The 19,126-nt window shown below is 38.5% G+C and carries 21 protein-coding genes; 10 read left to right on the top strand and 11 right to left on the bottom strand.

The window, feature by feature from the left end:
• Window positions 1-7 precede the first annotated feature (7 nt).
• The gene (locus ACYU0V_RS03310; protein ID WP_046811934.1) at window positions 8-370 is read right to left on the bottom strand and encodes a response regulator; all 363 of its coding nucleotides are present in this window, start codon (window positions 368-370) and stop codon (window positions 8-10) included.
• Between the two features lie 23 nt (window positions 371-393).
• Entirely contained in the window at window positions 394-777 is a 384-nt protein-coding gene (pilG, locus tag ACYU0V_RS03305; protein ID WP_000389061.1) for a twitching motility response regulator PilG, read from the bottom strand.
• A 284-nt stretch (window positions 778-1,061) separates the two neighbouring features.
• Between pilG and ACYU0V_RS03300 the strand changes: the two genes are divergently transcribed.
• From ACYU0V_RS03300 to ACYU0V_RS03285, 4 genes are all read left to right on the top strand, one after another.
• Window positions 1,062-1,700, top strand: coding sequence for a hypothetical protein (locus tag ACYU0V_RS03300; RefSeq protein ID WP_044100316.1), 639 nt, complete (start codon window positions 1,062-1,064; stop codon window positions 1,698-1,700).
• A 68-nt stretch (window positions 1,701-1,768) separates the two neighbouring features.
• Window positions 1,769-2,878 carry an efflux RND transporter periplasmic adaptor subunit gene (locus tag ACYU0V_RS03295; RefSeq protein WP_461849899.1) on the top strand — a complete coding sequence of 370 codons (1,110 nt, stop codon included), beginning with the start codon at window positions 1,769-1,771 and terminating at the stop codon, window positions 2,876-2,878.
• 15 nt (window positions 2,879-2,893) lie between these two features.
• A complete protein-coding gene (locus ACYU0V_RS03290) occupies window positions 2,894-5,992 on the top strand; it encodes an efflux RND transporter permease subunit (protein ID WP_461849027.1) in 3,099 nt (1,032 codons plus the stop codon).
• A gap of 58 nt (window positions 5,993-6,050) precedes the next feature.
• Window positions 6,051-7,766 (top strand): proline--tRNA ligase, encoded by a 1,716-nt coding sequence (locus ACYU0V_RS03285; protein ID WP_461849025.1) that lies wholly within the window; start codon window positions 6,051-6,053, stop codon window positions 7,764-7,766.
• 53 nt (window positions 7,767-7,819) lie between these two features.
• Here ACYU0V_RS03285 and ACYU0V_RS03280 read toward each other — a convergent pair whose 3' ends face one another.
• The 4 genes from ACYU0V_RS03280 to ACYU0V_RS03265 form a co-directional block, all read right to left on the bottom strand.
• Window positions 7,820-8,161, bottom strand: coding sequence for a YegP family protein (locus ACYU0V_RS03280; protein ID WP_016143125.1), 342 nt, complete (start codon window positions 8,159-8,161; stop codon window positions 7,820-7,822).
• 211 nt (window positions 8,162-8,372) lie between these two features.
• Window positions 8,373-8,717 carry a zinc ribbon domain-containing protein YjdM gene (locus tag ACYU0V_RS03275; protein ID WP_064786062.1) on the bottom strand — a complete coding sequence of 115 codons (345 nt, stop codon included), beginning with the start codon at window positions 8,715-8,717 and terminating at the stop codon, window positions 8,373-8,375.
• Window positions 8,718-8,808: 91 nt separating this feature from the next.
• Window positions 8,809-9,165, bottom strand: a complete 357-nt coding sequence (locus ACYU0V_RS03270) for a DUF488 domain-containing protein (protein ID WP_461849023.1) — start codon at window positions 9,163-9,165, stop codon at window positions 8,809-8,811.
• Between the two features lie 147 nt (window positions 9,166-9,312).
• Complete coding sequence (locus tag ACYU0V_RS03265; protein ID WP_014207573.1) at window positions 9,313-9,765, bottom strand: SRPBCC family protein; 453 nt, start codon at window positions 9,763-9,765, stop codon at window positions 9,313-9,315.
• A gap of 38 nt (window positions 9,766-9,803) precedes the next feature.
• On the opposite strand from ACYU0V_RS03265, the gene ACYU0V_RS03260 reads away from it, so the two are divergent.
• The 4 genes from ACYU0V_RS03260 to ACYU0V_RS03245 all read left to right on the top strand — a co-directional run bounded on the left by ACYU0V_RS03260 (window position 9,804) and on the right by ACYU0V_RS03245 (window position 12,568).
• Window positions 9,804-9,920, top strand: coding sequence for a hypothetical protein (locus ACYU0V_RS03260; protein WP_081309740.1), 117 nt, complete (start codon window positions 9,804-9,806; stop codon window positions 9,918-9,920).
• A gap of 59 nt (window positions 9,921-9,979) precedes the next feature.
• Window positions 9,980-10,702 (top strand): CAF17-like 4Fe-4S cluster assembly/insertion protein YgfZ, encoded by a 723-nt coding sequence (ygfZ, locus tag ACYU0V_RS03255; RefSeq protein ID WP_461849020.1) that lies wholly within the window; start codon window positions 9,980-9,982, stop codon window positions 10,700-10,702.
• Between the two features lie 146 nt (window positions 10,703-10,848).
• Entirely contained in the window at window positions 10,849-11,559 is a 711-nt protein-coding gene (locus ACYU0V_RS03250; RefSeq protein ID WP_461849019.1) for a DsbC family protein, read from the top strand.
• A gap of 184 nt (window positions 11,560-11,743) precedes the next feature.
• Window positions 11,744-12,568 carry a tetratricopeptide repeat protein gene (locus ACYU0V_RS03245; RefSeq protein ID WP_199992968.1) on the top strand — a complete coding sequence of 275 codons (825 nt, stop codon included), beginning with the start codon at window positions 11,744-11,746 and terminating at the stop codon, window positions 12,566-12,568.
• 31 nt (window positions 12,569-12,599) lie between these two features.
• Here the strand turns inward: ACYU0V_RS03245 and ACYU0V_RS03240 are convergent, their stop codons facing one another.
• From ACYU0V_RS03240 to ACYU0V_RS03225, 4 genes are all read right to left on the bottom strand, one after another.
• Window positions 12,600-13,523, bottom strand: coding sequence for an AEC family transporter (locus ACYU0V_RS03240; protein WP_461849017.1), 924 nt, complete (start codon window positions 13,521-13,523; stop codon window positions 12,600-12,602).
• A gap of 56 nt (window positions 13,524-13,579) precedes the next feature.
• Window positions 13,580-14,689 (bottom strand): NADH:flavin oxidoreductase/NADH oxidase, encoded by a 1,110-nt coding sequence (locus tag ACYU0V_RS03235; RefSeq protein WP_461849015.1) that lies wholly within the window; start codon window positions 14,687-14,689, stop codon window positions 13,580-13,582.
• Between the two features lie 9 nt (window positions 14,690-14,698).
• Window positions 14,699-16,828: a TonB-dependent receptor family protein gene (locus ACYU0V_RS03230; RefSeq protein ID WP_461849013.1), complete on the bottom strand. Its 2,130-nt coding sequence runs from the start codon at window positions 16,826-16,828 to the stop codon at window positions 14,699-14,701.
• 134 nt (window positions 16,829-16,962) lie between these two features.
• Window positions 16,963-17,529, bottom strand: coding sequence for a DNA-3-methyladenine glycosylase (locus tag ACYU0V_RS03225; RefSeq protein ID WP_461849011.1), 567 nt, complete (start codon window positions 17,527-17,529; stop codon window positions 16,963-16,965).
• Between the two features lie 75 nt (window positions 17,530-17,604).
• Here ACYU0V_RS03225 and mutM point away from each other — a divergent pair, with 75 nt between their 5' ends.
• Window positions 17,605-18,429 (top strand): bifunctional DNA-formamidopyrimidine glycosylase/DNA-(apurinic or apyrimidinic site) lyase, encoded by an 825-nt coding sequence (gene mutM, locus ACYU0V_RS03220; RefSeq protein WP_461849009.1) that lies wholly within the window; start codon window positions 17,605-17,607, stop codon window positions 18,427-18,429.
• Between the two features lie 19 nt (window positions 18,430-18,448).
• A complete protein-coding gene (locus ACYU0V_RS03215; RefSeq protein ID WP_002051379.1) occupies window positions 18,449-18,739 on the top strand; it encodes a peptidylprolyl isomerase in 291 nt (96 codons plus the stop codon).
• 14 nt (window positions 18,740-18,753) lie between these two features.
• On the opposite strand, the gene ACYU0V_RS03210 is transcribed toward ACYU0V_RS03215, so the two are convergent.
• Window positions 18,754-19,098, bottom strand: coding sequence for a gamma-glutamylcyclotransferase family protein (locus tag ACYU0V_RS03210; RefSeq protein ID WP_119684672.1), 345 nt, complete (start codon window positions 19,096-19,098; stop codon window positions 18,754-18,756).
• Window positions 19,099-19,126: the final 28 nt, after the last annotated feature.

Here is a 19,126-nt window from a genome sequence, read left to right as displayed (position 1 = left end):
GGATGAGTTAATTTAGATATTGTTTAATTACATCGATCAATTGCTTTTCTTCGATTGGCTTAATCAAGTAGTCAAGTGCACCTTGACGCTTGCCCCATACTCGGTCGGTTGCTTGGTCTTTAGTACTCACAATAACGACCGGAATATGTTTAGTGTCTTCATCACGAGTAATCTGGCGTGTTGCCTGAAAACCATTTACACCTGGCATGACTACATCCATCAATACAAGATCTGGTTGCTCTGCTTTTGCCAAAGTTACACCATCTGCACCATTAGATGCTTCAAGTACGTCATAACCATGCTTGGTTAAAATTTCTTTAAAACGAAAAGTTTCTGTTGGTGAATCATCTACAATAAGAATACGTGCCATTTCTTTGCCCTTAAATTACTTAATTATGAACTTACATGATTACGAATCGCATTTAGCAATTCATCTTTGCTAAAAGGTTTCGTCAAGTATTCATCTGAACCTACCACACGCCCTTTTGCCTGATCAAACAGACCATCTTTACTAGAGAGCATAATAACGGGAATGTTCTGATAATTTTGAGAGTTCTTAATCAGCGCACAGGTTTGATAACCGTCTAAACGAGGCATCATGATATCGACAAAAACAATATCCGGATTTGCTTCTGCAATTTTGGACAAAGCTTCAAATCCATCCACAGCAGTAATGACTTCACAGCCTTCGCGCTGTAATAAGGTTTCTGCTGTACGGCGAATGGTTTTTGAGTCATCAATCACCATTACTTTCAGATTTTGGAATGCATCTTCCATTTAATCTTCCATCCCCATAAAAATAAAATATAAATGCAATTTAACTTAAATTTGTTTTTACACATTTATACGCATTTTTAACATATCTCACCTTCTATTTTCAATGAGGCATTTTTGTCTACTTTCTCATTTATAAACAATAACTTTTAACCTCATCACACTTTAATTAAAATTATCATTTTTTTTATAATGACTATATTTTTATTCAGCTAAATAATAATTAATATAATGAAGATTAAATATTTAAAAATAAGCGACTTAGCTATCTTTTTTGGGGATTTTCAATGAATGACAGGATGAAATATGCCTTTTACAGGAACTGTTTGTCTGTATCTATAGGCATTATTTCCTTCGGATCACTCTTTTTCTTACCCTTTAGTGTTGCTATTGCCGATACACCTAAAGCGGTTTGGTATCGTTATTATGATCAACATGGTATTGCCAATATTAGTACATCGGTCACACCTGCTCATATTCGTTATGGCTATGAAGCTCTAGATCGTAATATGCAAGTGATAAAAAGAAACCATTCTTATAATGCTGAAGCTGATTTAAATCAATCAAGTCAACGGGCATTATTGGCGCGACATAAAGAACAAGATATCAAATTAAAAAAAGCTTATAGCAATAGTAAAACAGCTTCGATTAAAAGAGATCAGGCATTAGTATCTATAAAAAAGCAAATTAATTATCAACAGGAACAACTTAATCAATTACAACAAGACAAAATTTTATTTAAGCGTCAGGAAATGGAGTATTTCAGAAAAGGAGAACCGATTCCTGAGCGTCATAAGGCGTTGATTGAAAACAATCTAAATAATATTAATCGGGTTAAACAAACACTTGAAACACTTTCCAAGACCTATAACCGAACCAACAATGAGTATGAAAATATTATCGATCGTTTAAAAAAGCTTGAATAACTGCAAAGGTTTATCAAGAATAGGGGCAAAATAAAATTTGAATTATAGGACGATGCTGTATGCACACAATGCATCTCACCCCTTCTACTTTTTTTAAACTGAGTATTATTAGTTTATGTTTAATTTTAGCTGCATGTAATCAGCAAGAAACAACCAAAACTACTGAATCAGCTCCTGTCAAAATTGAGCTTATTCCTCAAGACCTTATTGCAGTTAAACAAGGAGCACTTGACTCCCAAACTGCATTTACAGGAACTATTCGTGCGGTTCAACAAAGTTCCATTCAGGCACAAGTGAGTGCAACGGCGACAAATGTCACTGCAAATGTCGGACAACAGGTACAAAAAGGTCAAGTTCTGGTGAGATTGAATAATCAGGACAATGTTGCACGATTAGCACAAGCACACGCCAACCTTGCATCGGCTCAATCACAAGCTGAACTTGCTCGTAATTTGATGAACCGAAAACAAAGATTATTTAATCAGGGTTTTATTGCTCGTGTCGAGTTTGAACAAAGTCAGGTTGACTATAAAGGCCAGCTTGAAAGTGTAAAAGTACAACAAGCCAATGTTGATATTGCTAAAAAAGCGGATCAAGACGGAATTATTAGTAGTCCAATTTCAGGTGTGATTACTAAACGCCAAGTTGAACCCGGTCAAACTGTTTCTGTTGGACAAACACTATTTGAAATCGTAAATCCTGATCAACTTGAAATACAAGCCAAGTTGCCAATTGAACAGCAATCTGCGCTTAAGGTCGGTAGTAACATTCAATATCAAATTCAGGGCAATTCTAAACAATTAAATGCAACGCTAACTCGCATTTCACCTGTTGCCGATCAAGACAGTCGACAAATTGAGTTTTTTGCTGCTCCTAAAGAAAAAATTGACTCGTTAAGTATTGGAGCCTTCATTAATGGAAACATTTTGCGCAATGACATTCATCAAGGCCAAACTATTCCTTTAGACAGCATTCAAAATATACAACATGATCCATTTGTATGGGTGATACGCAATCACACTATTCAAAAAGTTAAAATTCGGGTGGTTGAACAGCGTTATAACGACAATATTGCTTTAGTCGAAGGTTTACAAAGCACAGATCTGGTCAGCCGTATTCAATTTGAAGATTCCGACATTAATAAAAAAGTGACGGTTACAACCGACAAAAATAAATAAGGTAGCAAATAGCGTATGTGGTTTACTCGAATCAGTGTGAAATACCCCGTTTTTACCATTATGATGATGCTCAGCTTAATGGTACTCGGGTTGGCTTCTTGGAAACGCATGACTGTCGAAGAGTTTCCAAATATAGATTTCCCATTCGTAGTGGTCACTACGCAATATGCGGGTGCGTCGCCTGAAGCGGTTGAGTCAGATATTACAAAAAAACTTGAAGATCAAATCAATACAATTTCAGGAATTAAACAGATTACCTCACGCTCAAGTGAAGGCCTTTCAATGGTGATTGCCGAGTTTAATCTTGATACTTCTTCGGCGATTGCGGCACAAGATGTTCGTGACAAAATTGCACCCGTCACAGCGCAGTTCCGTGATGAAATTGATACACCGATTGTGCAACGCTATGACCCCTCTTCTAGCCCAATCATGTCAGTCGTATTTGAATCAAACAGCATGAGTTTGGCGCAATTAAGTTCGTATGTAGATAAAAAAATCGTACCTCAGCTTAAAACGGTTTCGGGTGTCGGTAATGTGAATTTATTGGGCGACGCTAAACGGCAAATACGAATAAAGATTATTCCTGCACAATTGCAAAGCTACGGCATTGGTATTGATCAGGTCATTAACACGCTAAAAAATGAAAATATTGAAGTGCCTGCAGGGACCTTACAGCAAAAAAATTCTGAACTGGTTGTACAGATTCAATCAAAAGTTATTCATCCCCTTGCATTTGGTGATTTGGTCATTGCCAATAAAAATGGTTCACCCATTTTTTTAAAGCAAGTGGCAACTGTTGAGGACACACAAGCCGAACTACAATCGAGTGCCTTTTATAATGGAAGAACTGCGGTCTCAGTCGATATCTTAAAAAGTTCCGATGCCAATGTAATTAAAGTCGTCGATCAGACTTATCAAACGTTAGAGAAATTAAAAGATCAAATGCCTGCGGGTTTAGATTACAAAGTCGTAGCTGATAGCTCTAAAGGTATTCGCGCTTCAATCAAAGATGTTGTTCGAACCATTATTGAAGGTGCTGCTTTAGCAGTTCTCATTGTTTTACTCTTTTTAGGCTCTTTCCGCTCTACAGTTATTACCGGTTTAACCTTACCGATTACCTTGCTCGGAACCTTAACTTTTATCTGGGCATTTGGGTTTAGCATTAACATGATGACGCTGTTAGCTTTATCACTCAGTATTGGTTTACTCATTGATGATGCAATTGTAGTTCGGGAAAATATCGTCCGACATACTGAACTAGGCAAAGACCATGTGACCGCTGCTCTTGAAGGGACAAAAGAAATTGGTTTAGCCGTACTCGCAACCACGCTTACTATTGTGGCAGTCTTTCTACCCGTAGCCTTCATGGGTGGACTGATTGGACGTTTCTTTTATCAATTTGGTGTAACGGTCAGTACGGCTGTTTTAATTTCAATGTTTATTAGCTTTACGCTCGATCCAATGCTTTCAGCTCATTGGAAAGATCCTGTAAAGAAAAAAGATAATTGGCTACAACGTTTTTTTAACCATATTTCTAATTTGCTAGATCGGCTTACTCATGTTTATGAAAAGCTATTAAAGCTTGCCCTACGCTTTCGTTTTATTACCGTCATCGTTGCAATCGCTTCATTATTTGCTGCATTAGGACTATCTAAACTCATCGGTACCGAATTTGTACCTACACCAGATAAAGGTGAAGTCCGTATCCAGTTCGAGACTCCTGTAGATTCTTCTTTAGAATATACCCAAGCCAAATTACATCAGGTCGATCAAATTATTAGACAATTCCCCGATGTCGTTTCTACTTATGGTGTGGTTAACAGTGAAGTAGACTCTGGTAAAAATCATGCTGGTTTAGGGGTGACCTTAAAACCGAAACAAGAACGTAGCTCAGATCTGAATACTCTCAACAATGAGTTCCGTGATCGTTTGCAAACTATAGCGGGTATTCGAGTGACCTCTGTTGCCGCAGCACAAGACTCTGTCTCTGGCGGACAAAAGCCAATCATGATTTCTATTAAAGGATCTGACCTAAATGAACTACAAAAAATTTCAGATCGCTTTATCGCTGAAATGGAAAAAATTAAAGGCGTAGTTGATTTAGAAAGTTCATTGAAAGAACCCAAACCTACTTTGGGTGTTCATATTAATCGCGTGCTGGCAAGTGATTTGGGCTTATCTGTTTCCCAAATTGCGAATGCCATTCGACCATTAATTGCGGGAGATAATGTCACCACTTGGGAAGACCGTGATGGTGAAACTTATGATGTGAATTTACGTTTAAATGAAAATAAACGTATGCTTCCGCAAGATGTTCAAAATTTATATATCAACTCTAATAAAACCAATGCAGCTGGACAAAATATATTAGTTCCATTGAGTGCAGTCGCAACAACCGAAGAAAAGCTCGGTGCTTCACAAATTAACAGACGTGACCTTGAACGTGAGGTTCTTATTGAGGCGAATACCTCTGGTCGCCCGAGCGGAGATATTGGTCAAGATATCGATAAAATGCAAAAGGCATTTAAGTTACCTGCAGGCTATACATTCGATACTCAAGGAGCAAACGCCGATATGGCTGAATCTGCGGGATACGCTTTAACTGCTATTACCCTATCGATTGTATTTATTTATATCGTGTTAGGTTCTCAGTTCAATAGCTTTATTCATCCCGCAGCAATTATGGCATCTTTACCTTTGTCATTGATTGGTGTTTTTCTTGCCTTATTCCTGTTCCAAAGCACGCTAAATCTGTTTTCGATTATTGGTATTATTATGCTGATGGGGCTTGTCACTAAAAATGCAATTTTGCTGATCGATTTTATTAAGAAAGCGATGGATCAGGGTGTGAGCCGTTATGACGCTATTTTACAAGCTGGTAAGACCCGTTTACGTCCAATTTTGATGACCACAAGTGCTATGGTGATGGGGATGGTTCCCTTAGCTTTAGGTCTCGGCGAAGGCGGTGAGCAAAGCGCACCAATGGCTCATGCGGTTATTGGTGGTGTGATAACCTCTACTCTGTTGACTCTTGTGGTTGTACCCGTCATTTTCACTTATCTGGATGACTTGAAAAACTTTATGCTGCGTCAAACACGACGATTCATGTCATAATGCAGCGATTATCGTATAATCTGCGTTTTTATAACGCTTAACTTTTAGGACTTTTTCCATGCGCGCAAGCCGCTTTTTATTTGCAACGTTGAGAGAAACCCCAAATGATGCTGAAGTGATTTCACACCAGCTCATGTTACGTGCGGGGATGATTCGTAAATTGGCATCTGGTTTATATACATGGCTGCCGATGGGAACACGTGTGCTTAAAAAAGTAGATGCGATTGTTCGTGAAGAAATGAACCGTTCAGGCGCAATGGAAGTATTCATGCCCGTGACTCAACCTGCAAGTCTTTGGGAAGAATCAGGTCGATATGAACAATATGGTCCTGAGTTATTACGTTTTAAAGATCGTCATACGAACCCATTCGTACTTGGGCCAACGCATGAAGAAGTTATTACAGATATGGCGCGTAACGAATTAAAAAGTTATAAGCAGCTTCCTGTAAATTTCTATCAAATTCAAACTAAATTCCGTGATGAAATCCGTCCACGTTTTGGTGTAATGCGTTCACGTGAGTTCATCATGAAAGATGCTTATTCTTTCCATGCAACTCAAGAATCATTACAAGAAACTTATGATGTGATGTACGACACTTATAGCCGTATTTTCACTCGTTTAGGTTTAGATTTCCGCCCAGTACAAGCAGATACAGGTTCTATTGGTGGTTCAGCTTCCCACGAATTCCACGTATTGGCTGCTAGTGGTGAAGATGACATCGCATTTTCAACTGAATCTGATTATGCAGCAAACGTTGAAATGGCTGAGGCTGTTTTAGTTGGTGAACGTGCAGTACCGACACAAGAATTTAAATTGGTTGAAACACCAAACCAAAAAACGATTGATGATGTTTGCCAATTCTTAAATGCTGATCCAAAGCAATCTGTTAAAGCATTATTGGTTCAAGGCATTGCTGATGAAAAAGGTAATGTTCCTGTCGTTGCTCTATTTGTACGTGGTGACCACGAACTTAATGAGATTAAAGCTGAGAAGCATCCGTTAGTTGCTGCGCCTCTTACTTTTGCAACTGAAGAACAACTTCAAGCATTTGGTTTAACTGCTGGCTTTACTGGTCCACAAGGTTTAGTCGAAAAAGGCTTAACCGTAATTGTTGACCGTGCTGCATCGGTTCTTTCTGACTTCGTTGCTGGTGCAAATGAAGCGGACAAACATGCGGTTGGCGTAAACTGGGAACGTGATGCGCAAATTAGCGAAATTTTTGACTTACGTAATGTGGTTGAAGGCGATCCATCTCCAGATGGCAAAGGTACACTACAAATTAAACGTGGTATCGAAGTAGGTCATATTTTCCAGCTAGGTACTAAATACTCTGAAGCTTTAGGCTGTAAAGTTCTAGGTGAAGATGGCAAACCATTTACAGTAACTATGGGATGCTACGGTATTGGTGTAACTCGTGTTGTTGCAGCTGCAATTGAACAAAACTACGACGACAAAGGTATTATCTGGCCTCAAGCCATTGCACCTTTTGAAATTGCAATTGTTCCAATGAATGCGCACAAATCACCACGTACTCTTGAAGCAGCAGAGTCTCTTTATGCAGAACTTCAAGCTCAAGGTTTTGATGTGTTACTTGATGATCGTAACGAACGTCCAGGTGTTAAATTCTCTGACCTTGAATTGATGGGTATTCCACACCGTATTGTAATTGGTGAAAAAGGTTTGGATGCTGGTACTTTTGAATACAAAGGCCGCCGCGATGCTGAAGCGAGTAATTTAACTAAAGAAGAGCTTTTAGCTAAATTAGTGCGTTAATAAATACATAAATAAAAAAGCAGCTTTTAGAAGCTGCTTTTTTATTTCAATTTTTATGCTTGAACAGTTAAATCCTTGATAGTCGTGGATGAACCATTATTTTTAACCGACTCAATTCCTTTATCACGTGAAGCTTCGCTCGCATAGAACTGGCTCGTGCCGATAATCTGATGATTTGCAGCTTTTAAATTGAAATAAGGTTTCCCATTCTTTGCAGTTAAACGCTCATATCGGGCATCATCACCACTGTTTTTCTGAATTGACTCAATACCATTTACAGCAGAAGCTTTTGCCTTATATAGCTCACTATTTAAAATAGGTTCACCATTTCCTGCCTTCAAGATAAAACGGTATTGTCCATCACTCGCCTGTGAAATTTCGTACCATCCTGCCATAAAAACCTCATTTTTTTGTTGGTGTGGGTATGACTTTCGTTATTATTCTGGACGAAAGTTATTTGTTATTAATGACAATATAAAGGCGCGAACACTCCTTGGATAGTCCATTTTTTATACTTTTTCGTAATAAAATTATAATGATGTTAGGAATTTAAAAAGCAGAGATATAAACGTATATCTCTGCTGAAATGTAATAATAATTAACAGTTTAAGCTTTTTTTACAAATTCAGATTTTAATTTCATCTGACCAATACCATCAATTTTACAATCAATATTGTGACCATCACTTGCATCTGGCACTAGACGAATCGTTTTTACCTTTGTACCTACTTTAACGACTGAAGAAGAACCTTTAATTTTTAAGTCTTTGATTACAGTGACGCTATCACCATCTGCCAAGATATTTCCATTTGCATCTTTAATAATTTCTTGTTCTTCAGTTGCTGATGCTTCTCCTTCTTTCCACTCATGTGAACATTCAGGACAAATCAATAAGTCGCCATCTTGGTAGGTATATTCTGATTGGCATTTTGGGCAGTTTGGCAAAGACATGAAAAAAAATCTCAAAAAGTATATTATGCGAGAAATGATTCATTTTTTAAAGTTTTAAATAATAGACTTTTACCAAAAAAAAATTTATATATTATTTTAAGTTTTTACTTAATAAATATTCCTTCAAAATAATTGCGTGATTGTTTTCAACATCTTTGGCTGAATATAAAAGTGTGATCGTATTCTTCAATGCGATTTGTTGTAGCTCTTGAACTGCGGAATTGGTCTCAAGCTCTTTTAAATAGCGCTGTTTAAACTCGTGCCAATGATCTGGTGTTGCAGCATGAAACCATTTTCTAAGCTCGGTCGATGGTGCTATTTCTTTTAGCCACAAATCTAAGTGGGCATTCTCCTTACTAATTCCCCTACTCCATAAACGGTCAACCAATATTCGCTTTCCATCATTGGCACTTACATGTTCATAAATTCTTTTAATGTGTATTTCCATGTCTTTTTCTCACTAGACAGCCTTATTGTTTAGGCCTCATCAACATATTAAATATTTTGTTCTCTTTTAATCGTAATTAAAAAAGAAAAAAGTGAGTAGTTCTCTACTCACTTTTTTCTTTAGGATGTTTAAAATTTTAAAAGGCGATTACTGATCTGGAATTTCAGCTTCAATCAATAAAGTAAGCAAAGATAGGGATTCTTGCCACCCTAAGTAGCATGCCTCTACAGGAATCACTTCTGGTATGCCTTCTTGCGTAATATGCACTTCTGTACCTACCAATACGCTTTTTAATGTAATAGTAACCTGCATAGTCCCGGGTAAATTTGGGTCATCAAACTGATCGTTGTAGCGAATTAGTTCATTTGGAACTAATTCCACATATGTTCCGCCAAAAGCATGGGTTGAACCTGTTGAAAAATTGGTAAAACTCATTTTGTATGAGCCACCAACATTTGCATCAAAACTATGAACTTTCGCAGTAAAACCGTGGGGCGGTAACCACTTGACTAAAGCATCTGGATCTAAAAATGCACGGTAAACTCGCTCGGCTGGAGCTTTAAACACGCGATGAAATTTCACTGTACCTGTTGCCATCATATTCTCCTTATTTTAATTTCCTTAAAATTATTGAAATTATGGCTATTAGCTTAAACCTTCCGATTTATCAGAACGTATATTTTTGGTGTTTTTTTAAACAAAAAAGCCAACTTCAGGACAAACTCAAATTACGAAAACTATGGCTGATTTTTTAGTAAAAATGGAGCAAAATAGTCAGCAATCATAAAGAAACATATTGAATTTGAGATTAATCATGAGTCTGCTCGCTTTCTCCTCATATGCTTTAAACGGTGTAGATGCACAAAAGTTTTTACAAGGCCAAGTTACTGTAGATACTGAACGTTTAGCTGAAAATACAACTCGCTATACAGCCATTTGTGATCTTAAAGGTCGTATTCACTTTGGGCTGTGGCTAAAGAAGATTAATCCTGAAAGTTTTGAAATTGTAGTTACTCAAGATCAAGCCGAAGAGTTTGCCAAGCATATTAAAAAGTATGGTGCCTTTTCAAAAATGACCTTAAGTGAACAAGGCACTGTGTTCCCAAAAGTTCTGAATCATCAAACTGAATTCGCTACTGCTGAAACTGATATTTCCGAATGGCAAAAACAAGCCATTATGACTGGTCAAGCTTGGATTACACAGGCTACTGAACATGAATTCCAACCACAGGAATTACGTTTACATCAACGTGAAGGCGTCAATTACGATAAAGGTTGTTACCTAGGTCAGGAAATTGTGGCGCGTCTTTGGTTTAAAGCAAAACCAAAACACTGGTTACATCTCGTACAAGGTACAGGTGAAGCGCCTGCTTCAGCAACTCAATTAAATAACGATATTGAAGTCGTTAATAGTATTGCAAATGATGAAGGCTATCTTGCTTTAGTTGTTGCGAAACCTGCTGCTCTACAAGAGTTGGGGCTTCAAGTTCTTGAGTTGCCAGAAGCTTTAAGTGGCGACGTTGCAAGACCACAATAATAATTTTTATTAGCTCGAACTGCCCACTGCTAAGTTAGTGGGCTTTTTTATAGATACAAAACACTAATGATTTCATTAGATTAGAACGTCAATTTTTTAAGCTTTATATGCCATCATTAGCCCTGTTGAAATTAAAGAGAAAAAAGATGAAAACTAAACTTGCTACACTCATGTTGAGTCTGGCTATTTTCGGTTCTGCTCATGCTGATGTTAAAACACTTGAACAAAATCTTAAGACGAATTATCCCGATTTGCCTGTAAAAGGTGTTTATCAATCGCCTGTGCAAGGTATTTATGAAGTGTATACAAGCGGCCGCATTGTTTATACTAATCAAGATGCGAAGTACTTTTTTGTTGGTAATTTAGTCGACATCAAACAACAAAAAAATATGACTGAAGAACGTATTACCGAATTGGGTAAGATTGACGTTAAAAGTTTGCCATTAAATCAGGCGATTAAATATGTGAAAGGTAAAGGTGAACGTACAATCTATGTCTTTAGTGACCCAGATTGCCCATATTGCCAGCGCTTAGAACAAAATATGGTTGGGGTTGATAACGTAACCGTATATGTGTTCCTTTATCCTCTTACTAGTTTGCATCCAAATGCTGAAAAAGTTTCAAATCAAATCTGGTGTGCAAAGAATCCGGCAGAAGCTTGGACAAACTATATGCTTAATCGCAAATTGCCAACTAATAGCAAAAGTTGCTCAAGCCCAATTCAGAAAAATATTGCTTTAGGTCAAAAATTAAATATCGATGGAACACCTACCCTGTTCTTGCAAGATGGCCAAAGACTCTCTGGCGTACCAACTGATGCCAAGCAAATTGAAGCATTACTCCAGTCAGCAAAATAATAATATTACCCACTCCATTATATGAATGTGAGTGGGTATTTTTTCTCCACAATTTGCCCAAAGTGCAGTGCTTTATATACAAATCGGCTGTTTACTTTCAGCAATCAATATTTATGATGAGAAATTGAAACTCTTTCATGCATCAATGGATTGATGTAGCTACGAAGTAAAAGGTTAAAAAGAAATGAAGAAATTACTAATCGCAAGCCTAATCACTCTTGCAAGTGCATCAATTTTTGCAGCTGATAACACAGCGACTGCTGCTAAAACCGATGTTTTTAAACAAGCTGAACAACTCTACGCAGCAAAAAATTACTCTGCCGCATTTCAAGAAATGCAACGCCTTGCCCAATCAGGTAACGCCCAAGCTATTTATAACTTAGGCTATATGACTCAAATGGGCCAAGGTACAGCAAAAGACTCTTCTAAAGCTCTTAAATATTATGAGGATGCTTCAAATAAGGGTTATGCCCAAGCGAGTTACACACTTGCACAAATTTATGAGACTGGTGAATTGGGCGTTGCCAAAGACAGCAACAAATTCAGTCAATATATTCAAAAGGCATCGGCTCAAGGCTCTGATGATGCAACTGTGAAAATTGCGACCATTTTATTTGCTCAAAAAAAACCACAGTCACATCAAATTGCCCTTCAAAAATTAGCGCCTTTAATTCGAAAAGGTAACTACCCTGCTATTCAGGTCAAAGCACTCTATGACATTAGCCAAGGCGTTGAAAATAAAAATCCTTTAATGAAACGCCAAGGTATCGAAGCTTTACAATCAATTGCTCAAAAAGGCTATGCGCCTGCGTCTATGGCTTTAGCCACCATGATGGCGAATGGCAATATCATTCCGCAAAATCTACCGCAAGCTAAAAAGATCTTTACTGAACTTGCCAATCAAAATGTGCCTAACGCTAAAGAGTCTTTAGCCTCGGTTGATAAGATTATTGCAGAAAAGAGCAAACAGGCTGCAAATGCTCCCGCACAGCCAGCACCGAAAAAATAATAAATGATGAGCCCCTTATGGGGCTTTTCTTTTACCACCACAAAGCAATCAGCCAGCTCACCCCTATAAAACCAACAATTGTACTAATCATAAGTGGGGTTAAGGCTTTTTCATTTAAGCCATAGGCTTGTCCAAAAATTCCGAAAGCAATCGGCATTGGTAAAGCAGCGATTAATGTTCCTGCGTAAAGCATCTCACGGCTTACATTTGGAGTTATTAAAAAAAGTGCAAAAATAACAGATGGCATTAGCACAACTTTAAATGTCGCTAACAAAATACTTTCTATATTTACCGTTGTAATTCCAATACCTACTAAACTTCCGCCAATTGCAAACAAAGCCAAAGGCGAAGCTGTACGTCCAAGTAACTCTAGAGACTGATCAAGCGTCGCAGGAAGGTTAACATCTAAAAGAATGCATCCCATCCCAACCAAAATAGCGATAATGACAGGATTCTTGAGTAAGTTTAAAAAAGTCTGTTTTAAAAGCGGTAAAAGATTTTGTTGTTGATGTAAACCAGCTTCGGCCAAAATGAGCATCAGCGCCACAATCAATAAATTTTCAATAATAAGTGTTAAAGAAATATAGATTGCAGCGTGATTACCTATCAACATGGTTAGAATAGCTGTTCCCATAAATCCAGTATTGGACATAGATGCCCCCATCGATATGACGGCGCTATGGGTTAAGCTATTTTTAAAATATTTTCGATAGAGAATAAAAGCCAAGAAAAATAAAATTAAAGAGCCGCCACCATAAGCAATAAAATAAGCTGGGTGCCAAATGTCTTGTAAGTTTTTATTTGCCAATGAGTGAATTAAAAAAGCTGGTAAGGAAATTTTAATTACGAATGCGCTAAGAGCCCTGATCTGTTCAGGTGTTACCAATTTGATGAGGACACAAACATAGCCCATCAATAGCAGTATCAAGATAGGTAAAATAACCTGAAAAACCACTGACCGTCCTCACTTAGCGAAAGAAAGATGGGCAAAGATGACTTTGCCCAATACAATTAAAAAGAGTTAAAAAGCTGTTTTAATCCATGAGGTTGGCAACGCAAATACTGAGGTGCAATTTTAACTTCTGCACCTAAAGCTGCTGCTGCATGCCAAGGCCATCTTGGGTCATATAGCATTGCACGAGCAAGACCAATAGCATCAGCTTGCTGGTTTTCCAAAATTTGTTCAGCATGTTCTGGCTCAGTAATTAACCCTACAGCAATAACGGGAATAGACACATGCTTTTTGACTTGTTCAGCAAATGGAACTTGGTAACCAGCCCCAATCGTAATAGATTGATGCTCATGCAAACCACCACTAGACACATGCACATAGGCTGCGCCCAATTGCTCTAAAGCTTTTGATAAGCCCACTGTAGATTCAACATCCCAATGCTCGATACTCTCCAACCAATCGGTCGCAGACAGCCTAACACCAACAGGATAACCTTCTGGTACAGCGAGTTTAATTGCCTGAAGAACTTCAAGGGTCATACGCATACGGTTTTCTAAAGAACCACCATATTCATCAGTACGCTGATTGGCAATTGGCGATAAGAATTGATGTAGTAAATAACCATGCGCGGCATGAACTTCAATCAACTCAAATCCAGCTTCTACAGCACGTTTTGCCGCTGCTGTAAAGTCTTGTTGAACTTGTTTAATCTCAGCAATCGTCAAAGCATGAGGCGCTGCATCATGGACCGAAAAGGTACTTTCACTTGGTGCAACCGTTTGCCAACCATGAGGCTGATCTTTTGCAATCTGACCTTTACCTAACCACGGCTTTTCAGTAGATGCTTTACGCCCTGCATGTGCTAACTGAATTCCAAATGGCATCGGTGAAAGTGTATGAACCTTAGCTAACAACGTTTTAATTTTGTCACGTTGTTGATCATTCCAAAGCCCAAGGTCAGCATAGCTAATCCGACCTTCAGGTTGTACAGCAGTCGCTTCTACAATACAAAGCCCAGCGCCAGATAATGCATAATTCGCCCATTGCTGTTCATGCCAATAGGTAATTTCACCATCATCTGTTGCCGAATATTGGCACATCGGAGCAATTACAATTCTATTGACCAGTTGTAGTGAACCAAAGTTAACCGTTTCAAATAATTTTGCCATTTTTAATTCCTAGAATTGCTTAATTACACGTAAACCTGCACTCCAGTTACGTCCATCTGCTGGTTCAAAGTAACGTCCATTACCATCATTTACGATCACTGAACCTGCATAGTTTTTATCAAATAGGTTATCTACACGGGCAAAGCTATTTACTTTCCAGTCGCCCATTACCCATGCATAACCCACATTAGCTGAGGTTACACTGTAGCTTGGCGCTGCGTCACTGTTGGTATCATTCACGTATACTTTATCCATATACTGTACATCTACACCGCCATATAGCCCGTGTGATGGCTGCCAAGCTAAAGAGGCATAAGCTTGGTTTTTAGCAATTCCAGGGATAGCATTGCCCGCTGGAATTTGAGCAATACTTCCTAAAGCTGGAATATCAGCATCAAAAGTTGCATCTAAATATGTATAGCTAGCAGTCGCAGTTAAATCTCGCCACAACTTTTTACTCCATGCAAACTCTACCCCTTCACGTAAGGTTTTATCTGCATTACGAAACGTTGATCGGCCATTTGAGTTGCCGGCAGAAACGATGTCATCTTTGGTTTTAGTTTGGAAAACCGCCAAAGTGAAATCACCTAAATGATTTTGTGATTTTAAGCCTGTTTCATAGGTATCGCTTGTTGATGCTGTTAAATCAAAATTAAAACCACTTTCTCCATCTGGGCGATATGCCATTTCAGTAAAAGTTGGGGTTTCAAATCCTTTGGCATAACTCACATAAGCCATGAGTTCAGGTAAAATTTGCCAGCTTAAAGCAGCAGAAGGCAAAACTTTATCATAATCAGTCTTACCACTATCGTTGCCATTACTTAAATAGTTATCTTTAGATTTGTAATGGACGTTGCTATAGCGTACTCCCGTGTCTAAACGCCATGTGGGTAGGAACTGCCATGAAGCTTGTAAATATGGATCGATATTCCACAAAGTATTATCTTCATCACGGCGTAAATTACCTTTGACGCCATAAGAAGGTTGTCCGTTTACTAAATTAAAGTTTTCAAAACCTTTACGATCTTCATCCATTGCATCGAGTGCAACACCAACACTTAGAGTAGTATTTGGAAGTAATTCTTTGCCCGTCCAACGGAAGTCAGCGCCATAATAATCACGCTCAAAATCGATCACCCCACCTGCATGATTGATGCTGGCATCTTGTGTCGACTTAGGAATAGATTGATATTGAGTAACTTGGCGATTACCTAAATATGCCATGGCATAGAGTTCATTTTTATCATTAATCGGTTTAGACCACGTCACACCCGTTTGCGTTTGTTCAATATCTTTACGAACATTAAATTGCTTTAAAAACGGAACTTGTTGCTTTGGATTTGCATTCCACTGGTCACGGGTTAAACCCTGCGGATCGTCTGCATGAATTTTTACATAGTTGGTTACCCAGTTGATTTTGCTACCATCATCAAGATTCCAACTGAGCTTTGCATTATTTAGTACTTTTTCTGCACCGCTATGTTCTCGATAACCATCAGTATCGAAATACGATGAACTAATAACATAGCTTGGTTCATTCTCCCCCTTTGCTCCACCTTGTAACACGAGTCCTGCTCGGCTTTTATCGTGACTACCTCCCGAATAGCTCAGCTCAATTGAATCTTTCCCTTGCCCTTCTTTAGTAGACGTTAAAATCGTTCCGCCAGATGAGTTTCCATAAAGTGAAGAAAAAGGTCCTGTTAGAACTTCAACATGGTCCAGACTACTTAAATCAATATTAGAGGTTTGGCCTTGTCCATCCGGCATTGTTGCAGGAATACCGTCTACATAAAGGCGAATACCACGGACACCAAAAGTAGAACGTGCACCAAAACCACGCATAGAGAGCTGTAAATCTTGTGCATAATTTTCACGATTACGAATCTGTAAACTCGGTACACCCTTCACAACTTCAGTTAAATTTACTTGTGAAGAAGTATCAACTTGAGGTGCATCTATTCGAAAAACCGAAGCCGGTGTCTGCAAATAGGTTGTATCGGTACGGGTTGCTTCCACATGTAATGTTGGCAATACAGTTACGTCTTGTGTTAAATCTTCTGCCCAAACAAGTGGGCTAGAAATACAGCCCATACCCATCAAAATACAGTAATGAAGTCGGTCTAAGCGTAATAAGGACATGCTTATTTCCTTTATTTATATTGTAGTTATGATAACAAAAAGCAGTGTCTTGTCTGGATATTGAATTCGATCTGCATTGTTGTAAATCTGGAACATTCTTCATCGATATCTAAAAACTGATTTCCAGATTAAAATTATCGACTCAAAGATGGATGATCTTTCCAGCAATATCGTTCAGGCCAATGTTTTGCTTCTTCGGCATAATCAATTCCAATACGTGGCGTTAGCACTACTTCTGGTTGCGTTGATGCCGCTTCAACCCATAGTCCAGATTCTTCTCCCAAGGTTTGTCCTTTTAAAGATCGATCAATACCTAAATAGTGTGTCAATTTGCCGGGCCCAGCTAAAAGCTTATAGTCTTTTTTGGTTGAAGCATTATTTAAAAACGCAGAACGAATCATCACTCCTTCAGGTACACCCTCTGTTTGAGTAATAATATTAAGCATTTCATACATGCCATAAATTAAGTAGACGTAAATCGTACCACCATGGCCATACATTACCTCTGTTCGAGCTGTACGTTTATCATTGTAACTATGGCAGGCTTTATCACGAACACCCAAATAAGCTTCAGTTTCACTAATTGTACAGCGGATCACTTGGCCGTCAGGTTGTCGTTTACACAATGCGCAACCGATTAAATCATAAGCCACTTCTGAGGTTTCACGTTGAAACCAGCTTAATGGTAAAATATCTGACATAGTAATCTCTGAAATATTACATACCACACGTTATACTTGATTAATCCAGTATATCTGTTAATTCTGCGAGTTGGCATGCCTGAGTTACCCGAAGTCGAAACCACCAAAACCAGTTTATTTCCCTTATTGAATCAAAAAGTTCTTAGTGTTGAAGTACGTAATCCTAGCTTACGCTGGCCTATACCAGCTGATGTTCAGAAACTTGTCGGACAACGTCTCATCGGGTTAAATCGACGTTCAAAATATATTTTGGCAGAGTTTGAACAAGATCAAATGCTTTGGCATTTAGGTATGTCAGGAAGTTTTCGTCTGACCGAGCCAAATGATGAACTGAGAAAGCATGATCATCTGATTATTCAATTTGAAGATCAGCAATTACGTTACCATGACCCTCGCCGTTTTGGTTGTATTCTTTGGCTTAACCACGAGACTCAAGGCAAACTCATAGATACTTTAGGGCCTGAACCTTTAAGTCCCGACTTTCATGCGGAATATTTAGCTTCAAAACTCAAGAATAAGTCTGTCGGCATAAAAATTGCACTCATGGATAATCATGTAGTTGTTGGTGTAGGCAATATCTATGCAACTGAAAGCTTATTTAATGTTGGTATTCACCCAGCACAGCCCGCTGGTGACTTAAGCATGCAACAAATTGAGAAAGTTGTTGTCGAGATTAAGCGCATTTTAAAGTCGGCAATTGATTTAGGTGGCTCGACATTACGAGACTACAGCAATGCCATGGGTGAAAATGGTTATTTCCAACAAACATTACTCGCTTATGGCCGTGCTGGAGAAATGTGTGTTAACTGTGAAACCACATTAGAAAACTTAAAACTTGGTCAGCGTGCCAGCGTATTTTGCCCACAGTGCCAACCGCTTAAAAAGCTGAGAAAGCCTTAATTTTTTGGAGGAAGACAACATGCAAACAGCAATTGTCCGACATATTTTAGTCAAAGATAAAGACTTAGCTGAGCAGCTAAAAAAGAAGCTACAAAGTGGCGCTGACTTTGCCAAACTTGCCAAGCAATACTCTACCTGTAATTCAGCAAAACGTGGCGGTGAACTTGGTGAAGTCAAAAAAGGTCAATTAGTACCCGTCATTGACAAAGTTGTTTTTACGGCTGCTGAACGCGTGTTGCAAGGCCCTATTAAAAGCCAGTTTGGCTATCATCTTTTAGAAGTTAAATTTAGAATGGGCAGCTTACGTTGATTCCATAATTTTAACTATCGTTTTTCAGAAGCCTGTGCATTCAGCTGATATGTCCAGGCTTTAACATAATCGCCTGATTCTAATTTTATATTTGCGATAACACGCTGGTATTGAAAACCTTCAAAGTCATCAAGCATCTGCCAGTTTTCAGCAAGTTTTTCTGTGCTAAACAAATAGCCCTCTACCCAATCTGCTTCCGAATCTAACTCAAGCGCTTTTAACCCTTTGTCTGGCCCCCAATCTAAAATATGAATCACACCTCTTACACTGGCTTTGGTCCAACTACCGCCAATTTGTTCAAGAATATGAGCATTTGCTTTATTCGGACATAAAGTGCCATACACAAAAAGCTGATTCATTAATTTATATACCTTTTACAATATGCTG

The organism is Acinetobacter sp. X9, assembly GCF_054889255.1.
The sequence above is the reverse complement of the archived record's forward strand: the minus strand, read 5'-3'. Positions and strand labels throughout refer to the sequence as shown.